The sequence below is a fragment of the Nonomuraea sp. NPDC047529 genome (assembly GCF_040642995.1).
Lineage (GTDB): Bacteria > Actinomycetota > Actinomycetes > Streptosporangiales > Streptosporangiaceae > Nonomuraea.
In genome coordinates, this window is the sequence record NZ_JBEYTJ010000010.1 from 113,923 (window position 1) to 133,281 (window position 19,359).

General features: G+C 70.3%; 20 protein-coding genes. 14 read left to right on the forward strand and 6 right to left on the reverse strand.

Going from position 1 to position 19,359, the window contains the following annotated elements; all coding sequences use genetic code 11:
- Positions 1-221 precede the first annotated feature (221 nt).
- Positions 222-1,070 (forward strand): hypothetical protein, encoded by an 849-nt coding sequence (locus ABZ815_RS18200; protein WP_357699165.1) that lies wholly within the window; start codon positions 222-224, stop codon positions 1,068-1,070.
- Between the two features lie 201 nt (positions 1,071-1,271).
- Here the strand turns inward: ABZ815_RS18200 and ABZ815_RS18205 are convergent, their stop codons facing one another.
- The gene (locus ABZ815_RS18205) at positions 1,272-1,541 is read right to left on the reverse strand and encodes a hypothetical protein (protein WP_357699167.1); all 270 of its coding nucleotides are present in this window, start codon (positions 1,539-1,541) and stop codon (positions 1,272-1,274) included.
- Between the two features lie 92 nt (positions 1,542-1,633).
- On the opposite strand from ABZ815_RS18205, the gene ABZ815_RS18210 reads away from it, so the two are divergent.
- Positions 1,634-2,176: a sigma-70 family RNA polymerase sigma factor gene (locus tag ABZ815_RS18210; protein ID WP_357699169.1), complete on the forward strand. Its 543-nt coding sequence runs from the start codon at positions 1,634-1,636 to the stop codon at positions 2,174-2,176.
- Complete coding sequence (locus ABZ815_RS18215; RefSeq protein WP_357699171.1) at positions 2,173-3,069, forward strand: hypothetical protein; 897 nt, start codon at positions 2,173-2,175, stop codon at positions 3,067-3,069. Before ABZ815_RS18210 ends, ABZ815_RS18215 begins: the two co-directional genes overlap by 4 nt.
- A gap of 36 nt (positions 3,070-3,105) precedes the next feature.
- On the opposite strand, the gene ABZ815_RS18220 is transcribed toward ABZ815_RS18215, so the two are convergent.
- Positions 3,106-4,317, reverse strand: coding sequence for an alkyl sulfatase dimerization domain-containing protein (locus tag ABZ815_RS18220; protein WP_357699173.1), 1,212 nt, complete (start codon positions 4,315-4,317; stop codon positions 3,106-3,108).
- Between the two features lie 229 nt (positions 4,318-4,546).
- Between ABZ815_RS18220 and ngcE the strand changes: the two genes are divergently transcribed.
- From ngcE to ABZ815_RS18250, 6 genes are all read left to right on the forward strand, one after another.
- Positions 4,547-5,944 carry an N-acetylglucosamine/diacetylchitobiose ABC transporter substrate-binding protein gene (gene ngcE, locus ABZ815_RS18225; protein WP_357699175.1) on the forward strand — a complete coding sequence of 466 codons (1,398 nt, stop codon included), beginning with the start codon at positions 4,547-4,549 and terminating at the stop codon, positions 5,942-5,944.
- 4 nt (positions 5,945-5,948) lie between these two features.
- The gene (locus ABZ815_RS18230) at positions 5,949-6,866 is read left to right on the forward strand and encodes a sugar ABC transporter permease (protein ID WP_357699177.1); all 918 of its coding nucleotides are present in this window, start codon (positions 5,949-5,951) and stop codon (positions 6,864-6,866) included.
- Positions 6,866-7,720 (forward strand): carbohydrate ABC transporter permease, encoded by an 855-nt coding sequence (locus ABZ815_RS18235; protein WP_357699179.1) that lies wholly within the window; start codon positions 6,866-6,868, stop codon positions 7,718-7,720. Before ABZ815_RS18230 ends, ABZ815_RS18235 begins: the two co-directional genes overlap by 1 nt.
- A gap of 79 nt (positions 7,721-7,799) precedes the next feature.
- On the forward strand, positions 7,800-8,345 hold the full coding sequence (locus ABZ815_RS18240; protein ID WP_357699180.1) for a superoxide dismutase family protein: 546 nt from the start codon (positions 7,800-7,802) through the stop codon (positions 8,343-8,345).
- A 48-nt stretch (positions 8,346-8,393) separates the two neighbouring features.
- Positions 8,394-9,500 carry a low temperature requirement protein A gene (locus ABZ815_RS18245; protein WP_357699182.1) on the forward strand — a complete coding sequence of 369 codons (1,107 nt, stop codon included), beginning with the start codon at positions 8,394-8,396 and terminating at the stop codon, positions 9,498-9,500.
- Positions 9,497-9,823: a nuclear transport factor 2 family protein gene (locus ABZ815_RS18250; RefSeq protein ID WP_357699184.1), complete on the forward strand. Its 327-nt coding sequence runs from the start codon at positions 9,497-9,499 to the stop codon at positions 9,821-9,823. The genes ABZ815_RS18245 and ABZ815_RS18250 overlap by 4 nt, the downstream gene beginning before the upstream one ends.
- On the opposite strand, the gene ABZ815_RS18255 is transcribed toward ABZ815_RS18250, so the two are convergent.
- From ABZ815_RS18255 to ABZ815_RS18270, 4 genes are all read right to left on the reverse strand, one after another.
- The gene (locus tag ABZ815_RS18255) at positions 9,816-10,181 is read right to left on the reverse strand and encodes a hypothetical protein (RefSeq protein ID WP_357699186.1); all 366 of its coding nucleotides are present in this window, start codon (positions 10,179-10,181) and stop codon (positions 9,816-9,818) included. The two genes, ABZ815_RS18250 and ABZ815_RS18255, sit on opposite strands and share 8 nt — an antisense overlap.
- The gene (locus tag ABZ815_RS18260; protein WP_357699188.1) at positions 10,178-10,723 is read right to left on the reverse strand and encodes a MarR family transcriptional regulator; all 546 of its coding nucleotides are present in this window, start codon (positions 10,721-10,723) and stop codon (positions 10,178-10,180) included. Before ABZ815_RS18260 ends, ABZ815_RS18255 begins: the two co-directional genes overlap by 4 nt.
- A 63-nt stretch (positions 10,724-10,786) precedes the next feature.
- Complete coding sequence (locus ABZ815_RS18265) at positions 10,787-11,758, reverse strand: pirin family protein (RefSeq protein WP_357699190.1); 972 nt, start codon at positions 11,756-11,758, stop codon at positions 10,787-10,789.
- 65 nt (positions 11,759-11,823) lie between these two features.
- A complete protein-coding gene (locus tag ABZ815_RS18270; RefSeq protein ID WP_357699192.1) occupies positions 11,824-12,462 on the reverse strand; it encodes a GntR family transcriptional regulator in 639 nt (212 codons plus the stop codon).
- 112 nt (positions 12,463-12,574) lie between these two features.
- Between ABZ815_RS18270 and ABZ815_RS18275 the strand changes: the two genes are divergently transcribed.
- The 5 genes from ABZ815_RS18275 to ABZ815_RS18295 are packed head-to-tail and all read left to right on the forward strand — an operon-like array spanning position 12,575 to position 19,336.
- Positions 12,575-14,521 carry a beta-galactosidase gene (locus ABZ815_RS18275; RefSeq protein WP_357699194.1) on the forward strand — a complete coding sequence of 649 codons (1,947 nt, stop codon included), beginning with the start codon at positions 12,575-12,577 and terminating at the stop codon, positions 14,519-14,521.
- Positions 14,518-15,849, forward strand: coding sequence for an aminomethyl-transferring glycine dehydrogenase subunit GcvPA (gcvPA, locus tag ABZ815_RS18280; RefSeq protein WP_357699196.1), 1,332 nt, complete (start codon positions 14,518-14,520; stop codon positions 15,847-15,849). Before ABZ815_RS18275 ends, gcvPA begins: the two co-directional genes overlap by 4 nt.
- The gene (gcvPB, locus tag ABZ815_RS18285; RefSeq protein WP_357699198.1) at positions 15,846-17,402 is read left to right on the forward strand and encodes an aminomethyl-transferring glycine dehydrogenase subunit GcvPB; all 1,557 of its coding nucleotides are present in this window, start codon (positions 15,846-15,848) and stop codon (positions 17,400-17,402) included. Before gcvPA ends, gcvPB begins: the two co-directional genes overlap by 4 nt.
- Positions 17,403-17,405: 3 nt before the next feature.
- The gene (locus ABZ815_RS18290; RefSeq protein ID WP_357699200.1) at positions 17,406-18,584 is read left to right on the forward strand and encodes an NAD(+)/NADH kinase; all 1,179 of its coding nucleotides are present in this window, start codon (positions 17,406-17,408) and stop codon (positions 18,582-18,584) included.
- Positions 18,581-19,336 carry an SDR family NAD(P)-dependent oxidoreductase gene (locus tag ABZ815_RS18295; protein WP_357699202.1) on the forward strand — a complete coding sequence of 252 codons (756 nt, stop codon included), beginning with the start codon at positions 18,581-18,583 and terminating at the stop codon, positions 19,334-19,336. Before ABZ815_RS18290 ends, ABZ815_RS18295 begins: the two co-directional genes overlap by 4 nt.
- Positions 19,337-19,359: the final 23 nt, after the last annotated feature.

Genomic DNA, 19,359 nt, shown 5'->3' on the forward strand with positions numbered 1-19,359 from the left:
CAGGAGCGCCGCCGCGAACGGCCCTCCGGCCCCTCAGGTGCTCCGGCCGTCGTTCGAGCCCTCTCGTCGTCGTGCTTCCCCGGCCGACCACCACCCGCAGCAGCGCCTGCGTCCCGCTCGCAGCCCCGGACGACCGCTTCTCTTGAGCGATGGTCACACTGCGCGCTCACCATGTGACAACAAGTGTCATGCCGTCCCCCCGACATGACGCTCTCAGACAGATGTTCGCCGACCGGCCTCAAGTGGCGGTGGAGATCCTGCGTGACCTCATGGGCGTCGACCTACCCTCCACCTCGCTGGTCCGGCAGGAGGACCGCCTGTTCAACACCAGGCCCTCCGACGACATCGAACCAGACCTCGGCATCGTGCTCGGCCCTCCCCAGAGCCCCGCGCACGCCATCATCGTGGAGATCCAGCAGGACAAGTCCAAAGACCCGAGGCAACTGGCCCGTCACGCCGCCGCGCAGTGGCTGATGCTGCGCTGCGACGTGACAGTCCTGGTCGTCTGTCCCGACCGGAGAGCCGCCGCCTACTACTCCCAGCCGATCGACACCGGGCTCACCGGCTACCGCCTCCAGGCGTACGTGCTGGGCCCCGACGACGTACCGGCCATCACCGACCCGCAAGAGGCCGCCGCCCACCTGGAACTCGCGGTCATGTCCGTCATGATCCACGGACGTGAGCGGAAGGTCATCGAGGCGTTCGCGACGGCGCTGGTGGAGACCGGCGGCGATCACGCTCCGAAGTACAGTGAATACGCTTGCAGCATGTCCGCGCCCGAGGTCAAAGACATCTTGGAGGAGATCATGGCGTCCACCGAATGGCCGCTCCACAGCCGGTTCGCCCACCAACACTTCGGCCGGGGGCACGCAGTGGGCCACACAGCGGGCAGTCACGAGACCGCACGGAGAATCGTGCTGTACCTGCTGGACGCGCGTGGCATCGATGTCCCCCAGGACGTCCGCGCGCGCATCGATGCCTGTACGGACGTCGACCTGCTCATGCACTGGACTGTTCGCGCGAGCAGCGTTCAGTCCGCCCGTGACGTGTTCGACGATTCGGACGGCTGACGCCCTTGGCAGCGGGTGCCCAGGTACACCCGCTCCAGGTGAAGTGTGCTCAAGTGTCTGTTGGCCGAGCGTGGGGTCGAGGTGCCTGACGACGTCCGTGAGCGGATCGACGCCTGCGCCGAGGTCGACCACCTCGTGGCCTGGACCGTGCGCGCGAACGCCGGACGATCTCTCCAGGAGGTCTTCTCCTGACGAGCGGGATCACGGCCGGGCGGCGGGTGGCGTGATCCGGTAGAGCCCGTCGCGGGAGCCGGAAGCCGGGACGGCCAGCACGAGGGCGGTCGCCGGGAACAGTGGGGACGGCAACCGGTCCAAGGCGAACCACTGCCATGAGCGGAAGACGTGCGGCTCGGTCACCTGCGGAGCGTCGGCGCCCCGCAGCATGGTGACCGCCGCCGTCACCCGCTCGCCGAGCAGCACGCGCCCGTCCGGGTCCGTGAGCAGCACACCGACGCCTACGATGCGATTCACCGTCAAAACCGACTCCTCCCGCAAAGAGCTGTAATGCTGCCAAAAATCCGGACATGGGGTGAGTGTTGTTGACACTCACGTAAGGAGACCGGATGGGAGCCGATCCCGAGAGCCGGTTCGAGGAGATCTATGCGTCCTCCTACAGACCCCTGCTCGGCTACGCGTTACGCCGATGTCCCGACCCCGACGACGCGGCCGACGTCGTGGCCGAGACGTTCGTGATCGCGTGGCGGCGCATCGAGGAGGTGCCGCGCGGGGAGGAGGCCCGGCTCTGGCTGTACGGCGTGGCCAGGAAGGTGCTGGCCAACCACCGGCGGGGTGAGCGCCGCCACGAGCGGCGTACCGAGGCGTTGCGCGCGGAACTGGCCGCCGCGCCCGTGGTCGCCGGGCCGTCCGCCGAGGACCTGTCGCCGCTGGCCCGGGCGTTCCGCCTGCTCTCCGACGACGACCGCGAACTGCTCACCCTGGTCGCCTGGGAGAAGCTGGACACCGGCCAGATCGCAACGACCTTGGGCATAACGCGCAATGCCGTACGGGTCCGGCTCTATCGAGCCCGCCGGCGCTTCGCCCGCCGTTTGACCGAGGCCGGGTTCGAACACCCGCACGCCGTGGCCCTGGAAGGGAGCTCATTGTGAACATCGCCGATCTCGCCCGCGTGGGCGACGAGGAGCTCGCGGGGGAGCCCGTGGGGCAGGCGTCCGGCGCGGGGGCGCGGGCGCTCATGCGGTCGATCATGTCGGAGGAGCGCGGGCCCGTCCGGAGGCCGCGCCGCCGGGCGCTGCGCAGGACGTTCGTGCTGGGGGCCGTGGCCGCCGGGCTGGCCGCCGTGCTCGCCGTCACGCTGCCGGTCGCCGGCCCGGCCACCGAGTACGCCAACGCCGCCGTCACCCTCAAGACCGGTGACGACTTCATCGACGTCGCCATCACCGACCCCGAGGCCGACTCGGCCGCCTTCACCGAGGCGTTCAAGGCCGTCGGCCTGGACGCGCAGGTACGCAAGATCCCGGTCGCCTCTCAGTACGCGGGCATGCTGTTCGGCCCCGCCACCCCCGGGAGCTTCCCGCCGGGCACCGGCGTGATCGTCACAAAAGCCGGGACCTGTGCGTCGGTCTGGTGCGGCACGGTCTCCATGCCCACCGGCTACAAGGGCAGGATCGTCTTCGGGATCGGCCGTCCGGCCGCGCCGGGCGAACGGTACGCCGTCATTGCCCCGCCGGGAGTCCCGGAACCGGTTCCCGACGGGCTGGAGGTACGCGGCAAGAGCGTCGGGGAGATCCGGGCCGAGCTGGCGCGGCGGGGGCTGAAGATCGAGTACGTGGTGATGTGGATGAAGGCCGACGGCACCGGCAGGGGGTACGGCGTCGACGCCCAGTACGTCAAGGACGACTGGACGGCCGACAGAGTGATGCTGATCGCGTCGGACACCGTCCAGCTGAACGTGAAGGCGGGACCCGAGGTCCCCCGGGACTCCCTGCCCAGGTCGCGGCCCGCTCCGATGCCGAGCCCCTGGTGGATCGAGAACGAGTGACCCGTCGCTGAGCGGCCCGACGTCGTAGCGCTTCCGCTAACCGGCCCGGTTCGACGATTCCGTGGCGGCCCAGGTGAAAATGCCCTTTGCCATCAGTGACTGTTCACCGGCCGCCCGGGCCGCGAAAACCTGGGCCCTGACCCGGTGCACACCCGCATCGTCAGGAGCCGCCAGGGCGGCCATTTCCGCGAGATGTCCGGCGAGCCGTTCGTCCCCCTCGGAAAGGGCCTTGAGCGCCGCGTCGGCGAGCGCTTGCGCCCCGCCCGCGAGTTCCGCCACGGATTTGGCCAGAACCGCGTCGGGAGCCGGTTTGAGATTGGCCGGATTGCCGTCGTACCAGCCGCCGTAAAGGCGCCAGAGATTGCGTACGACGAATTCCGGCTCGTCATAACGCGCCCGCAGATAAGGGCGGTCGGAATAATGCTCGGACGGCTTCACCGCATGCACGATCTCGTCGAGCCGGGCGCCCGCGTTGAGCAGGTCGAGCGTCTGCGTGATGATCGACTCCAGCCATTCGGCCGTCTCCAGCAACGCCTGCCGCACCCGGTCGGCGCCGAAGATCGGGGCGCCGTGGCTGGGCAGCATGATCTCGGCGTCGAGGGCCGCCATCAGGCGCAGCGCGTGCACCCACTCGCGCGGGTATCGCTGCACCTTCTGGGGGTTTCCGCAGTTGGGCGTCACCCAGATGAACAGGTCGCCGGGCAGCAGCAGCCGGTGTTCGCGCACGTAGCCGATGGTGGCGTCGTCGGTCTCGCCCTTGGCGTGCAGCAGGTCGAAGGTCAGCCCGCCGCGCCGTACGGTCAGCGCGTCGGTGTAGGTGACGTCGGGCCGCCGGTAGTCGGTGGGCCAGCGGAGGCGGGTGTTCTGGAACTGCCGCTGGTTGATCACCGTGTTGTAACCATTTGTCAGCACGTACCGGTCGAACCGATCGACCACCGCCTGATGCGCGTACACGGTGGCCCGAGGGCCCGACTCCTCGAACGGCCCGGTGCCGAAGACGTGATCCACATGCCCGTGGGAGTAGAATGCGGTGGTCAGCGGCGCCCGGGACCAGCGGCGTACGTCCTCGTGCAGGCGGGCGGCGGCCCATGGTCCGCCGGTGTCGAAGAGCAGCAGCTCGCCCTCGGTCTCGAAGGCGATCGCGTTGCCGAACCCCGACCACCAGCCGACACCCTCCGTCACGGCCTGGACGCCCTTGCCCTCCATGCCGGTGTCCACGATGCTGTCGTCAGACTCGGCGCGCCACACCCGGTCCGCGTACTCGATAATCATGTGACCAACCTTGCTTTTAGAACGTCGTTCTAGGCAAGGGATCACGGCAAGGTCACGTCTCGATTGCGCCCTCTTGACGCGTGTCGGCGGGCGTTCGTACGTTCGGGCAAACGTTTAGGAAACTTTCCTAACTGAATCCTCTTCGGGAGCCCCCATGACCCACCCGGGCGAGATCACTCGGCGTCAGCTGCTCCGCCGTATCGGCATGACCGCGCTCGTGGCCGGGCCCGGCGCGAGCCTGCTGAGCGCCTGCGCGACCAGCGGCGGTGGCGGCGACCAGCCCACGGCGGCGCCCGCCACGTCGATCGCGGCGTCGGCGGACCCCAAGAACCCCTTCGGCGTCGACGTCAAGAAGCCGCTCGAAGTGGTCATCTTCAGCGGCGGCTACGGCGACTCCTACGCCAAGGACCTGCACGAGGAGCTGTACAAGACGGCCCACGCCGGCGTCACGATCAAGCACACCGCCACCCAGCAGATCGGCACCCAGCTCCGGCCGCGCATCGTCGGCAACGACATGCCCGACGTGATCAACAACTCCGGCCCCGAGGCGCTCGACCTGGCCGCGCTGGCCACCGAGGGCCACCTGGCCGACCTGACCCCGCTCTACGACGCGCCCTCCTTCGACGACCCGTCCAAGAAGGTCCGCGACACGATCACGCCGCTCGTGCTGCAGAACGGCAAGCTCGACGGCAAGGACCTGGTGCTCAACTACACCGTGTCCCACCGGGCGCTGTGGTACAACGCCAAGCTGTTCGCCGCCAAGGGGTGGAGCGTGCCGAAGACCTGGGCCGAGTTCACGGCGCTCGGCGAGGCGGCCAAGAAGGAGGGCATCGCGCTCTTCGCCTACCCCGGCAAGAAGGGCCCGTACTACCAGCTCTGGAACGTCCTGTACACGGCCGCCAAGATCGGCGGCAACCAGGTCATCATCGACATCGACAACCTCGTCGACAACGCCTGGACGAGCGAGGCGGTCAAGCAGGCGGTCACCGCGTGGCTGGACATCCAGCAGAAGTACGGCGACAAGGCGTACCTGGGCCTCGACCACACCCAGACCCAGGTCAAGCAGCTTCAGAACAAGGTGCTGTTCTACCCGTGCGGCTCCTGGCTGGAGAACGAGATGACCAAGGACATCCCGCTCGACTTCGAGTACGCCCTGGCCCCCATCCCCGACGTCACCGCCTCCGACAAGATGCCGTACGGCGCGATCCAGGTCGGCGTGGGTGAGAACTTCGTCGTCGCGGCGAAGGGCAAGAACCCGCAGGGCGGCCTGGAGTACCTGCGGATCATGTTGTCGAAGGAGGGCGCGGCGGGCTTCACCAAGAAGACCAGCAACCTCACGGTGGTGACCGGCGCCGCCGACAGCTCCGAGTTCCCGCCCGGCCTGGTCAGCGCATCCAAGGCGCAGGACGCGGCCGGCGAGAACATCATCACCGACGCCCGCTTCGAGGGCTGGTACAAGGAGCTGTTCGACTACGGCTGGGAGCAGACCAACGTCCTGATGTCCGGCCGCATCACCCCTGACGAATTCTGCACGCGCATGCAGAAGAAGGCCGACGACGTCAAGAAGGACGACTCCATCACCAAGCAGACGCGGAGCGCCTGAGCACATGGAGCGGTTGCGCAAGTACGGATTCGTCATCGGGTTCCTGGCCGTCCCGGTCACGCTTTACACGGTCTTCGTGATCAGCCCATATGTTCAGGCGTTCCAGCTCTCCCTGACGAGCTGGAACGGCGTCAGCTCGGTCGTCCGATTCGTGGGGCTGGACAATTTCGGCCGGTTGTTCGACGACGACAATTTCTGGCAGGCCCTGCGCAATCACGGAATTCTCCTGCTGGTGCTGCCGCTCCTGACGATCGTCATCGCGCTGTTCCTGTCGTTCCTGCTGAATCTCGGCGGCGGCACCCGCGGCGCGGGAATGCGCGGGGTCTGGGGGTCGAATTTCTACCGGGTGGTGTTCTTCTTCCCCCAGGTTCTCGCCGTGGCCGTGGTCGGCGTGCTGTTCCAGGCCATCTACCGTCCCGACGAGGACGGCGTGATCAACGGCACGCTGGCCAGGCTCGGGCTCTCCGAGCCGATCGGCTGGCTCACCGAGCCGGGCCTGGCGCTCTGGTCGATCATCGCGGTGATGGTCTGGCAGGCGGTCGGCTTCTACGTGGTGCTGTTCTCCGCGGGCATGGCCGCCATCCCCAAGGACTACTTCGAGGCCGCCTCCATCGACGGCGCCGGCCGGATGCGGCTGTTCTTCTCCATCACGCTGCCGCTGCTGCGCGACACCCTCCAGGTCGGCTGGATCTACCTGGGGATCGCCGCCTTCGACGGCTTCGCGCTGATCCAGGTGCTGGCGGGCGACCGGGGCGAGCCGGACGGGGCCACCACCATCCTGCCCATCACCATCTACAAGACCGCCTTCGACTACCACAAGGTCGGCTACGCCTCGGCGATGGGCGTCGTGCTGTTCTTCCTGACAGTGACGTTCGCCGTGCTGACGCTCCGTACGACCAGGCGTGAAAGGGTTGAGCTCTGATGGCTTCGCGTGGAGCGGGCAGGCCGCGGCCCGGCGTGCTGAGCGGGCTCTCGCACGTGGCCCTGGCCGTCTGGGCCCTGCTGATCATCCTGCCGCTGCTGTGGACGTTCCTGGCCTCGTTCAAGACCAACACCGAGATCTTCGGCGACCCGCTCCAGCTCCCCGGGGCGCTGCGGCTGGACGCCTGGGGGCGGGCCTGGGACAAGGCGCACGTCGGGCAGTACATGCTCAACACGGTCATCGTCGTGTTCTTCGGCACGGCGGGCACGATGTTGTTCGGCTCGATGGCGGCGTACGTGCTGGGCCGCTACAGCTTCGTCGGCGGCAAGCTGATCTACTACTACTTCGTCGCCGGGCTCGCCTTCCCCATCTTCCTGGCGCTCGGGCCGCTGTTCTTCGTCGTCAAGCAGTTCGGGCTGCTCGACTCGCACATCGGCCTGATCATCGTCTACATCGCGTACTCGCTGCCCTTCACGATCTTCTTCCTGGCCGCGTTCTTCCGCACGCTGCCCGAGGCGGTCGCCGAGGCGGCCCTGATCGACGGCGCCTCGCACACCCGGACGTTCTTCCAGATCATGGTCCCGATGGCCAAGCCCGGCCTGGTCAGCATCACGATCTTCAACGTCCTGGGGCAGTGGAACCAGTACCTGCTGCCGCTGGCGCTCATGGGCGGCGCGCCGGAGAAGTGGCCGCTCACGCTCGGCATCGCCAGGATCTCCACCAGGGCCGGCTACGAGGCGGATTGGCCGGGCCTGTTCGCCGCGCTGAGCATGACCATCCTGCCGGTGATGGTCATCTACATCATCTTCCAGCGGCAGATCCAGTCCGGGTTGAGCTCGGGCGCGCTGAAGTGAGATTCGCCGAACACGCTTCGTAGTCGTACGGCTACTCGTTAGAGTGAGGGGCCTTCGCCAGCACATCCGGGGGTCCCTCATGCGCGTTCCCGCACTTCTGCTCGTCCTGCTCACGACGGCCGCCTGCGCGGGGCCACCGGCGCCGCTGCAGGAGGTCGCGAAACCGAGCCCGTCGGGGCTGCCGGAACTGAGCGGCGGCGGTGAGTTCACCTCGGGTGACACCGCGGCGATCGCCTACGACCGCCGCCTGGCTCCCGAGGGCGCGCAGGCCAGCCTCACGGCCGAGTCCAGCGGCGGCACGACCCGCACCTCGCTGGTCGTGGAGGGCTTCCTGCCCCGCCACCACTACGGCGCCCACCTGCACACCGCGCCCTGCGGCGCCGACCCCGACGCCGCCGGCGGCCACTACCAGCACAACCCCGGCCACGCCGACCCGGCCAGCGAGATCTGGCTCGACGTCACCACCGACGGGTCGGGCGCGGGCCGCTCGACGGCCCGTCACTCCTGGAGTCTCGACCCCGCCGCCCTGCCGAAGTCGCTGGTCATCCACGCCCGGCCCACCACGAAGAGCGGCGCCCACGCGGGCGAGGCGGGCCCTCGGGTGGCCTGCCTGACACTGCACTAGCCGAAAGGCGTGCATAATTACACAATTACATATTGTGGAGGTCCCGCGTTGACTAGCCGCCGATGGCAGCCGCCCCGCTTACGGTTGTTCGAGCAGGTGCACCGCCGGGCCACCTGGCTGGAGCTACTCTACGACCTCGTCTTCGTCGTGGCGGTCGCCGAGCTGGCCGACGTGCTCGCCGGCGGCGCCGACGCCGGCCGCGTCCTCACCTTCGTCGGCCTGTTCGTGCCGGTCTGGTGGTCCTGGGCGGGTTACGTCTTCTATGCCAACCGGTTCGACACCGACGACGTCAGCCATCGCCTGCTCGCGTTGCCGCAGATCCTCGCGGTGGCCACGATGGCGGCCAGCGTCAGCGACATCGAGCAGCGCTCGGCCCTGTTCGCGCTCTCCTACGCGGCGGCCCGGATCCTGCTCGTCGTCGCCTACCTCAGGGCCGGCCGGCACGTGCCCGAGGCCCGGCCGCTCACCGTGCGGTACGCGGCCGGGTTCACCGTCGCCGCGGTCATCTGGCTGGCCTCCCTCGCCGTCGATCCGCCGCAGCGGTACGCGATGTGGGCCGTGGCGCTGGTGATCGACCTGGCGACCCCGCTGCTCAGCCGGGGCCACCAGAGCAAGCTGCCGCCGCAGAGCGAGCACCTGCCGGAGCGGTTCGGGCTGTTCGTCGTGATCGTGCTCGGCGAGGTGGTCGCGGCCGTGGTCACCGGGCTCAAGGGGCACGACGTCACCCCGTCCGTGCTGCTGATCGCCCTGGCCGGGGTGGCCATCGCGATGGCCTTCTGGTGGTTGTACTTCGACCACGTCGACGAGTCCGTCGTGCTGCGCACCAAGCTGGCCGGGCAGGTGTGGGTGTACTCGCACCTGCCGCTCTCGATGGGCCTGGTGGCGTTCGGCATCGGGATCGAGCACGCGCTCATGCACCCGTCGGGGACGAGCTGGGCCGTCGGGGTGCCGGCCGCCGTGGTCTTCGCCGTGCTCGGCCTCCAGCACCTGTGCTCGGCCGACCGCCGGGCGGGCGTCGTCCGGCTGGCCGCCGCCGTGCTCACGCTCGCCTCCTCCGCGCTGCCCGTCGCGGCGGCGCTCCCGCTCGTCCTGCTGTTCGGCGCCGCCCAGGTGGGTTACGACCTGCTGCGCCCCTCCCCGGAAGGCACATCGTGACCCAGGAAGTGTTCGACCGCCAGCTCGCCGCCATCGCCGACGGCGACCTGGAGGCCCTGCTCGCCCAGTACCACGACGAGGCGGTGGTCGTCCGGTTCGACCGCGCGGCCAGGGGCGCCGCCGAGATCCGCGAGCTGTTCACCGCCTACCTGGCGGCCGGGCCGCGGGTGGAGGAGATCACGTCGCTCCGGATCGAGGGGGACGTGATCTTCTACAACGCGGTCATGACCGTCGGCGGGAACCGGGTCACGACGTTCGGGACGCTGGTCGTCAGGGACGGCAGGATCTGGCGCCAGACCGCCGCCGCCCTGCCGCTCACCTGATCGCCGCCTCCATCGGCCGCCAGGGCGCGGAGTCGAAGATCAGCATGATGGACCGGATCCGCCCGTCCGGGCCGAGGGTGAAGTGCTCGGCGGTGCGCTGGGTGCCGACCGGCGTGGCGGTGTGCAGGTCGTAGACGAGGGTCGCCGCCGAGTCGCCGTACAGCTCGCTGATCAGGTCGACGCCGGTCACCACGCTCATCAGGGCCTCGATGCCGGCCAGGTGGCCGGTGGGGTCGGTCGAGGAGACGAACGGGCTCCTGAAGGAGAACTCCTCGCCGATCAGCGCCGCCGCGGCCGGTACGTCGGCGCGGAGCCTGGCCTCGTGGTAGGCCCTGACCACCTCGCGGGTGCCGGTCATCGCCCCTCCAGGTGCGCCGAGAGTCGCTGCTGGTTGTCGGCCAGGCGCAGGCACAGGTGCCGCAGCGCGGTCAGGTCGGCGGCCGTGAACCCCTGGAACATCGCCCGCATCGCCATCTGCGACGGCGTGCGGAACGCCTCGATCCACGCCCGGCCCTCGTCGGTGATCACGGCCAGCACCGAGCGCCGGTCGCGGCTGTCCTGGACCCGCCGCGCCAGGCCGTCGCGTTCCAGGGTGTCCACCAGTCCGGTGACGTTGCGCGAGCTGACCCCGGCGGCCTGGGCCAGGTCGCCGATGCTGATGCCGCCTCCGGCTCCTGCCGCGCCGAGGCGCAGCAGGACGTCCATCGCGCCGGAGCTGAGCCCGCGCCCCTCGCTGCCGTGTGCGCGCATGCGCTCCACGGCCTGGTACGCCGTCCGCACGGCGGCGGCCGCCTCGAACGGCGCGGTGTCGCCGCCGACGAACTCACTCATGGCCGCCCTGGCCCGCGGGTCGAAGAGGGAGCCGTCCGGCTCCTGGTCGAATTTATGTACGTCCTTCACAATGAATGTCTACCAGAAAACGCGAAGGCCCGTGCGCGACGCACGGGCCTTCGGGGAGGACGGTCAGGACTGGGCGTGCTCGGCCGGGATCGTGCCGAGGCGGCCCGCCTGGAAGTCCTCGAACGCCTGGACCAGCTCGGCGCGGGTGTTCATGACGAACGGGCCGTGGTGCGCCACGGGCTCGCCGATCGGCTCACCGCCCAGGACGATCACGTCGAGCGTGTCCTTGGCCTCGATCGTGATGGTCTCGCCCAGGGTGGTCCGGCCCGGCCGGTTGCCGAAGCCGTCGAAGACCGCGAGCTGCCCGCCGTGCAGCGGACGCCGCTCGGCGCCGACCGTGCCGCGGCCGGAGAGGGCGTAGACCAGGGCGTTGTAGTCCTTGCGCCACGGCAGGCTCAGCCGCGCGCCCGGGGTGATGGTGGCGTGCAGCAGCGTGATCGGCGTCTGCGTGCTGCCGGGGCCGGTGTTGCCGGCCAGCTCGCCCGCGATCAGCCGGACCAGCGCGCCGCCGTCGTGGCTGCTCAGCAGCGCGACGCTGGAACGCCCGATGTCCTGGTACTTCGGCGCGATCATCTTCTTGGCGCCCGGCAGGTTGACCCAGAGCTGGATGCCGTGGAACAGGCCGCCCTTCTGGACCAGCCACTCCGGCGGCGCCTCCTTGTGCAGGATTCCGGACGCGGCCGTCATCCACTGGGTGTCGCCGTTGGTGATCGTGCCGCCGCCGCCGTTGGAGTCGAGGTGCTCCATGACGCCGTCGATCATGTACGTGACGGTCTCGAAGCCGCGGTGCGGATGCCAGGGCGTGCCCTTGGGCTCGCCGGCCGCGTAGTCGACCTCGCCCATCTGGTCCATCATGACGAACGGGTCGAGGTATTCGAGCTTGATCGCCGCAAGGGCGCGGCGCACGGGGAAGCCCTCACCCTCGAACCCGCTGGGCGCGGTCTCGACGGCGAGCACCTTCCGCTCCGGCACTCCCGCCACGGGCGCGGGCACGCGGGGGAGGGTGAGCGGGTTCTCAACGGTTACGGCGGGCATGTCGCGCTCCTTCCAGCGGGATCTGCCCCATGCAACCAAGTTTAGTTTTCAACTATTCCGTGGGGCTACGGGATGCGGGACATCATCCGCTCCATGCCGTTGATCCAGTTGTCGCGCAATGCCTGGGCGGCCTTGGCCGGCTCGTCGGCCTGCAGGAACTCGGCGATCCGGCGGTGCTCGGCGGCCTCGCGCTCCAGGGGCGCGTCGTCGCCGGCGATCAGGTGGGCGTAGCGGCGCATGCCGGCCTTGACGCTGGTGATGAGGTCGAGCAGGCGCTCGTTGCGGCAGCCGCTCAGCAGCAGGTCGTGCCACTCGTCGTCGTGACGTTCGATGATCTGCTGCTCGGCCACGTTGTCGGGGAAGTCCTGGGCCAGCTTCAGCAGGTCGGGGGCGATCGAGCGCAGGTGGGCCGGGTCGGAGCAGTCGAGGGCCAGCGACTCCAGGGCGGCCACGATCTCGCACAGCTCGCGGAACTCGCGCCGGCTCACCGGGGCGAACCGGAACCCGCGCCCCTGGGTGCTCTCCAGCACGCCCTCGCCCGCCAGGGTGATCAGTGCCTCGCGCAGAGGGGTACGGCTGACGCCCAGGTCGGCGGCTAGGGAGGCCTCGTTGATGTCGGTCCCGGCGGCGAAGTCACCTCGATCGAGCCGGCTCAGCAGTTCTTCCCTGATCTGCTCGCGCAACGGTCGCCGCTCGATCGGCATGGGGGACTCCCTCTCGTTCAGGTCAACCGAATCTTAACCCTTGACGTGATGCAAAATACTGCACTATGAATTCGGCATACAAAATATTACATTGCATGATCGAGGAGTTCGAGTGGGGCTGACCCGGATGCCGGGGCTGCTGTTCGGCGGGGACTACAACCCGGAGCAGTGGCCGGAGGAGGTGTGGGCCGAGGACGTGCGGCTCATGGCCGAGGCCGGGGTCAACATGGCGACCGTCGCGGTGTTCTCCTGGTCGCGCCTGGAGCCCGCGCGGGGGGCGTACGACTTCGCGTGGCTCGACCGGGTGCTGGACCTGTTGCACGAGCACGGCGTCGCCGCCGACCTGGCCACCGCGACCGCGACGCCGCCGCCGTGGCTGGTGCGCCAGCACCCCGAGATGATGCCGGTCAACGCCGACGGCGTGCGGCTGGAGTTCGGCTCCCGGCAGGGCTACTGCCCGAGCTCGCCGGTCTACCGCGAGCACGCCGTACGGATGGCCACCGCGATGGCCGAGCGTTACGGCGACCACCCGGCGCTGGCCATGTGGCACATCGGCAACGAGTACGCCGACCACACGCTGGAGTGCTTCTGCCCCGAGTCCGCCGCCCACTTCCGCCGTTGGCTGGAAGACCGGTACGGCACCGTCGACGCCCTCAACGCCGCCTGGGGCACCTCCTGCTGGGGCCAGCACTACACCAGCTTCGACCAGGTCGAGCCGCCCAGGACGGCGCCCGGCCCGGTCAACCCCGCCCAGCTCCTCGACTGGCGGCGCTTCTGCAGCGACGCGCTCCTGGAGCTGTTCCTGGCCGAGAAGGCGGCGCTGCGCGCGATCACACCGAGCGTCCCGGTCACCACGAACTTCATGAGCATCCTGCACGGCCTCGACTACTGGAAGTGGGCCGAGGCCGAGGACTTCGTGAGCGACGACGCCTACCCCGACCCCGCCGATCCCGGCTCGCACGTGCAGGTGGCGCTCAGCTACGACCTCATGCGCTCGCTGCGGCAGGGGCCCTGGCTGCTGCTGGAGTCCGCGCCGTCCGCGGTGTCCTGGCGCGAGGTGAACGTCCCCAAGCCGCCGGGCATGATGCGCCTGCACAGCCTTCAGGCGCTCGCACACGGCTCCGACGGCGTGATGTTCTTCCAGTGGCGGCAGGCCAAGTACGGCCCCGAGAAGTTCCACTCGGCGATGTTGCCGCACGGCGGGACGCGGACCCGCGGCTGGCACGAGACCCTGGCGCTCGGCGAGGACCTGCGGCGCCTGTCGGAGGTCGCGGGAGGCGAGACCCGCGCCCAGGTGGCGCTGCTGCTCGACTGGTCGAGCTGGTGGGGCCTGGAGGCGCCCGAGTCCATGCCGTCCAACCGGCTCAAGCTCAAGGAGCTGCTGCTCGCCTGGTACGCCCCGCTGCACGCCAGGGGCATCGCCGTCGACCTCGCGCCGCCCGGCCGGGACCTGTCGTCGTACGACCTGGTCATCGCCCCGAACCTCTACATGTGCACCGCCGAGCAGGCCAAGGCGCTGGAGGCGTACGAGGGCAGGCTCGTCGTGGGCCCGTTCAGCGGCGTGGTGGACGAGAGCGACCAGGTGCACAACGGCGGCGCCCCCGGCCCGCTGGCCGACCTGCTCGGCATCGCCGTGGAGGAGTTCTGGCCGCTCGCCGACGGGGACGTCCAGCGGACCGGTCTGGGCGACGCCCGCACCTGGGCCGAGTGGATCAGGCTGGAGGGCGCCGAGCCCGTCGCCCTGTTCGAGGGCGGCGACCTGGACGGCCTGCCCGCCGTCACCCGCAAGGGCGCGGTCACCTACGTCGGCTGCCTGCTCGACGACGTGACGCCGGTGCTGGAGCCGCTGCTGGACGGCATCGAGCGCATCGACGTGCCGCAGGGCGTGGAGGCCGTCAGGAGGGGCGGCCACCTGTTCCTCCTCAACCACACCACCGCCCCGCAGCCGGTCACGCTCCCGCATCCGGGGACGGACCTGCTCACCGGGGCCGAACTGCGGGGCGGCATCGAGCTGGCCCCTCGCGACGCCGTCGTGCTCAGGATCGAAGGAGAGAAGTGACGCACCCGTACATACCCAACGCCGAGCCGCGCGTGCGAGCCGAGATGCTCGCGGCGGTCGGCGCGTCGAGCGTCGAGGAGTTCTACGCCGACATCCCCGCGGAGCTGCGGCTGGACCGGCCGCTCGACCTTCCGGCGCCGTTCACCGCCGAGCGTGACCTGGTGCGCCACATGAAGGGCCTGTTCGCCCGGACCGTCGACACCGAGGAGGCGCTCAGCTTCCTCGGCCACGGCTGCTACCCGCACCACGTGCCCGCCGTCTGCGACGAGGTCAACTCCAGGAGCGAGTTCCTGACCGCGTACGCGGGCGAGCCGTACGAGGACCACGGCCGCTTCCAGGCCCTGTTCGAGTACGTCAGCATGATGGGCGAGCTGCTGGAGATGGACGTCGTCAACGTCCCCACCTACGACGGCTTCCAGGCGTCCGGCACCGCGCTGCGCATGGCCTGCCGCTACACCAAGCGGTCGAAGGTGCTGGTCACCGGGGCGATCGGCGCCGACAAGCTGAGCAAGCTGCGTGACTTCCTGGCCCCCGACATCACCATCGAGCTGGCCCCGGTGGCCGAGGACGGGCAGATCGGCGAGGTCGCGCTCGACGACTCCTACGCCGCGATCTACCTGGAGACCCCGAACGTCTACGGCGTCGTCGAGACCCGCGGCCGGGAGCTGGCCGACCTCGCGCACGCCGCCGGCGCGCTGCTGGTCGTCAGTGCCGACCCCATCTCCCTGGGCGTGCTGGCCCCGCCCGCCTCCTACGGCGCCGACATCGTCTGCGGCGACATCCAGTCGCTCGGCATCCACCAGAACTACGGCGGCGGCCACGCCGGCTACATCGCCACCCAGGACCACGAGCCGCTGGTCGCCGAGTTCCCCTCGCGCCTGTTCGGCATCGCGCCGACGAAGGTCCCCGGCGAGTACGGCTTCGGCGACGTCTTCTACGACCGCACCTCCTTCGCCCTGCGCGAAGAGGGCAAGGAATGGGTGGGCACCGCCGCCGCGCTGTGGGGCATCACGGCCGGGGTCTACCTCGCGCTGATGGGCCCGCAGGGCATGAAGGAGCTCGGCGAGACCGTCCTGGCCCGCACCCGGTACGCCATGGACGCCCTGGCCCGGTCGGTCACCGTCCGGCACGGGGGCTCGGTGCACTTCCGCGAGTTCGCGATCGAGGTGCCCGACTCCGCGGCGCTGCTCGCCGGGCTGCGCGAGCGCGGCATCTACGGCGGCGTGCCGCTGGACGAGCGCACGGTGCTGGTCTGCGTGACCGAGCGCCACACCATCGAGGACATCGACCGGCTCGCGGCAGCCGTACAGGAGGTTGTGCAGGCATGAGCGGGCACGGAGCCGAGTCCTTCGCGGAGCTGCCGGTGGCGCCCAAGCCGCCGCTGCGCCGCTTCCACCAGGCACGCTGGGACGAGCCGATCATCTTCGAGCTGTCCAGCCCCGGCCGCCGCGGCATAGCCGTGCCCGAGCCGGGCGCGCCGAAGGTCGAGCTGCCCGAGGGCGTCGGCCGGGTCACCCCGCCGAAGCTGCCCGAGATGTCGCAGCCGCACGTGGTGCGGCACTACCTGCGGCTGTCGCAGGAGAACCTGGGCGTCGACCTCAACATCGACATCGGCCAGGGCACCTGCACGATGAAGTACAGCCCGAAGGTCAACGACCAGTTCGCCAACGCGATCGCCGAGCTGCACCCGCTGCAGCACGAGGACACCGTGCAGGGCGTGCTGGAGATCTACTGGCGGCTGGAGCGCATGCTGGCCGAGATCTCCGGGATGTCACGCGTGTCCCTCCAGCCCGGTTCGGGCTCGGCGGCCATCTACGCCAACATCGCCATGATCAGGGCCTACCACGCCGCCCGCGGCGAGAGCCACCGGGACCAGGTCATCACCACGATGTTCTCGCACCCCTCGAACGCGGCCTGCGCCAAGGTCGCCGGGTACGAGGTCATCACCCTCATGCCGGACGCCAACGGCCTGCCCGACCTGGAGGCGCTGCGCGCCGCCGTCGGCCCGCGCACGGCCGCCCTGATGATCACCAACCCCGAGGACACCGGCATCTACAACTCCAGGATCAAGGAGTTCGTGGACCTGGTGCACGAGGTCGGCGGCCTGGCCTGCTACGACCAGGCCAACGCCAACGGCATCCTCGGCATCACCCGGGCCCGCGACGCCGGGTTCGACCTGTGCCACTTCAACCTGCACAAGACGTTCTCCACGCCGCATGCCTGCGGCGGCCCGGCGGCCGGCGCCTGCGGCGTCTCGCCGGAGCTGGAGCCGTTCCTGCCCGGGCCCGTGGTCTCCTTCGACGGCGACGCGTACGGGCTGGAGACGCCCGCGCAGACCGTCGGCAAGATCCGGCCGTTCCTCGGCGTCACCCCGAACATCGTGCGCGCCTACGCCTGGATCATGACCCTGGGCGCGCAGGGGTTGCGCGAGGTGGCCGAGACGGCGGCGCTGAACAACAACTACCTGATGCACAAGGTGCTGCAGATCCCCGGGGCCTCGGCGCCGTGGAACCAGCGCCGGATCGAGCAGGTCCGCTACTCCTGGCAGGAGCTGTCGGAGGAGACGGGGGTGCACTCGGAGGAGATCGGCGTGCGCGCCGCCGACTTCGGCGTCCACTACTGGACCAGCCATCACCCTTACCTGGTGCCGGAGCCGTTCACGCTGGAGCCGACGGAGTCGTACTCGCGGGAGGACCTGGACGAGTACGCGGCGATCCTGGAGCACGTCGCCTCGGAGGCGCGGCGGGACCCGGAGTTCGTCAAGGGCGCGCCCTACAACCAGACGATCCACAAGATCGACCCGACGCCGCTCGACGACCCCAAGCAGTGGGCGCCGACCTGGCGCGCGTACGTGCGCAAGCACCTGGCCGCGGGCGGCTGAGCCATGGCGTCCGGAGGGAACGGCGTGATCGGGCTGGTCGTCAACCCGGTCGCCGGGCTGGGCGGGTCCGTGGGGCTCAAGGGCAGCGACGGCGCCGACGTGCAGCGCGCGGCCCTGGCCAAGGGCGCCGAGCCCAAGGCCGGGCGGCGGGCCGCGCAGGCCGTCGCCACGCTGCTGGCCCGCCGTCCCGGGGTCCGGCTGGTGACCGTGGCGGGGGCGATGGGCGAGGACAGCGCTCGCGCCGCCGCGGTCCCGTACGAGCTGGTGCCCTCCGGCGTCCAGGACGCGACCACCGCGGCCGACACGCGGGCGGCCGTCGCCGCGCTGGCGGACGTGGACCTGCTGCTGTTCGCCGGCGGCGACGGCACGGCCCGCGACGTGCTCGACGCCGCGCGGGAGCTGGGCGGCCAGGCGCCGCCCGTGCTGGGCATACCGGCCGGGGTCAAGGTGTACTCGGGCTGCTTCGCGCTCAGCCCGGCCACCGCCGGGTTCGTCGCGGCCGACTTCCTGGCCCGGCCGGAGACCGTCGAGGCCGAAGTGGTGGACCTGGACGAGGAGCGCTACCGCCGGGGGCTCGTCAGCCCCCGGCTCTACGGTAGCCTGCGCGTCCCGGCAGGTCGCGCGGCTCTGTCGGGGCGCAAGGCGGGCTCCTCGGACGCGGCTCCGGCCACGGTCGAGGGCATCGCCCGCGCGGTCGCGGCCCGGCTGCGGCCGGGGGCGCGCTACGTGCTCGGCCCCGGCGCCACCACGGCGGCCGTGGGCAGGGAGCTCGGGCTCGCCACCACGCTGCTCGGCGTGGACGTGGTCGAGGCCCGCGCGGACGGCGGCGCCGACCTGGTGGCCGCCGACGTGACCGAAGGGGAGCTGTTCGAGCTGGTACGCGGCCGGGAATCGGTCATCGTGCTGTCGGTGATCGGCGGCCAGGGCTTCGTGCTCGGCCGCGGCAACCAGCAGGTCTCGCCCCGGGTGCTCGACGAGGTGCTCGGGGGCGGCGGTGGCGACCGGCTGGTCGTGCTGGCCACGCAGCAGAAGCTGGCCGGGCTCGGGGGGCGGCCGCTGCTGGCCGACAGCGGGGACCAGGAACTGGACCGGAAGCTGGCCGGGCACGTACGGGTGATCACCGGATACCGCGAAAGCACGATTTATCGCATTTGTGCGGCAAGTGAGGAGTTCTACGGATGAACAGGCTCGATGGCAAGGTCGCGATCGTCACCGGCGGTGCCTCCGGCATCGGCCGGGCGACGGCGGTGCTCTTCGCCGAGGCGGGCGCCCAGGTCGTCGTCGCCGACATCGACGGCGCGGGGGCCGAGGAGACGGCCAAGGCGATCACGCAGGCGGGGGCGTCCGCGGTCGCCGTCCAGGGGGACGTGTCCGCGGAGGAGGACTGCCGGCGCATCGCCCGCACGGCCGTGGACACCTACGGCGGCCTGCACGTGCTGTTCAACAACGCGGGCATCATCCGCCGCACCACCGCGCTCGACCTCGACGTGGACGAGTGGGACCGCGTGATGGCGGTCAACGTGCGCTCGGTGTTCCTGATGTGCAAGCACGCGATCCCGCTCATGACCGAGGGCGGCTCGATCGTCAACACCGGCTCCGGCTGGGGGCTCAAGGGCGGTGGGAACGCGATCTCCTACTGCGCCTCCAAGGCGGCCGTCGTCAACATGACCAGGGCGCTGGCGATCGACCACGCCAAGGCCGGGATCCGGGTGAACTCCGTCAACCCCGGCGACACGAACACCCCGATGCTGCGGGACGAGGCCCGCCAGCTCAACGAGGACTGGGCCGCCTTCGAGGCCGACGCCGCCGACCGGCCGATGGGCCGCTCCGGCAGCCCCGAGGAGATCGCCCAGGCCGTCCTCTTCCTGGCGAGCGACGCCGCCAGTTACGTCACCGGATCCGCTCTCGTCGTCGACGGCGGCGGGCTCGCGTAGCCCCCAACAGCACCACCCCCTGA

Coding starts and splice junctions, on each gene's coding strand:
- ABZ815_RS18290 (WP_357699200.1), top strand. CDS start 17,406: ATGGCGTCCGGAGGGAACGGCGTGATCGGGCTGGTCGTCAACCCGGTC.
- ABZ815_RS18295 (WP_357699202.1), top strand. CDS start 18,581: ATGAACAGGCTCGATGGCAAGGTCGCGATCGTCACCGGCGGTGCCTCC.
- ABZ815_RS18265 (WP_357699190.1), bottom strand. CDS start 11,758: ATGCCCGCCGTAACCGTTGAGAACCCGCTCACCCTCCCCCGCGTGCCC.
- ABZ815_RS18235 (WP_357699179.1), top strand. CDS start 6,866: ATGGCTTCGCGTGGAGCGGGCAGGCCGCGGCCCGGCGTGCTGAGCGGG.
- gcvPB (WP_357699198.1), top strand. CDS start 15,846: ATGAGCGGGCACGGAGCCGAGTCCTTCGCGGAGCTGCCGGTGGCGCCC.
- ABZ815_RS18200 (WP_357699165.1), top strand. CDS start 222: ATGTTCGCCGACCGGCCTCAAGTGGCGGTGGAGATCCTGCGTGACCTC.
- ABZ815_RS18255 (WP_357699186.1), bottom strand. CDS start 10,181: ATGACCGGCACCCGCGAGGTGGTCAGGGCCTACCACGAGGCCAGGCTC.
- ABZ815_RS18210 (WP_357699169.1), top strand. CDS start 1,634: ATGGGAGCCGATCCCGAGAGCCGGTTCGAGGAGATCTATGCGTCCTCC.
- ABZ815_RS18240 (WP_357699180.1), top strand. CDS start 7,800: ATGCGCGTTCCCGCACTTCTGCTCGTCCTGCTCACGACGGCCGCCTGC.
- ABZ815_RS18230 (WP_357699177.1), top strand. CDS start 5,949: ATGGAGCGGTTGCGCAAGTACGGATTCGTCATCGGGTTCCTGGCCGTC.
- ABZ815_RS18270 (WP_357699192.1), bottom strand. CDS start 12,462: ATGCCGATCGAGCGGCGACCGTTGCGCGAGCAGATCAGGGAAGAACTG.
- ngcE (WP_357699175.1), top strand. CDS start 4,547: ATGACCGCGCTCGTGGCCGGGCCCGGCGCGAGCCTGCTGAGCGCCTGC.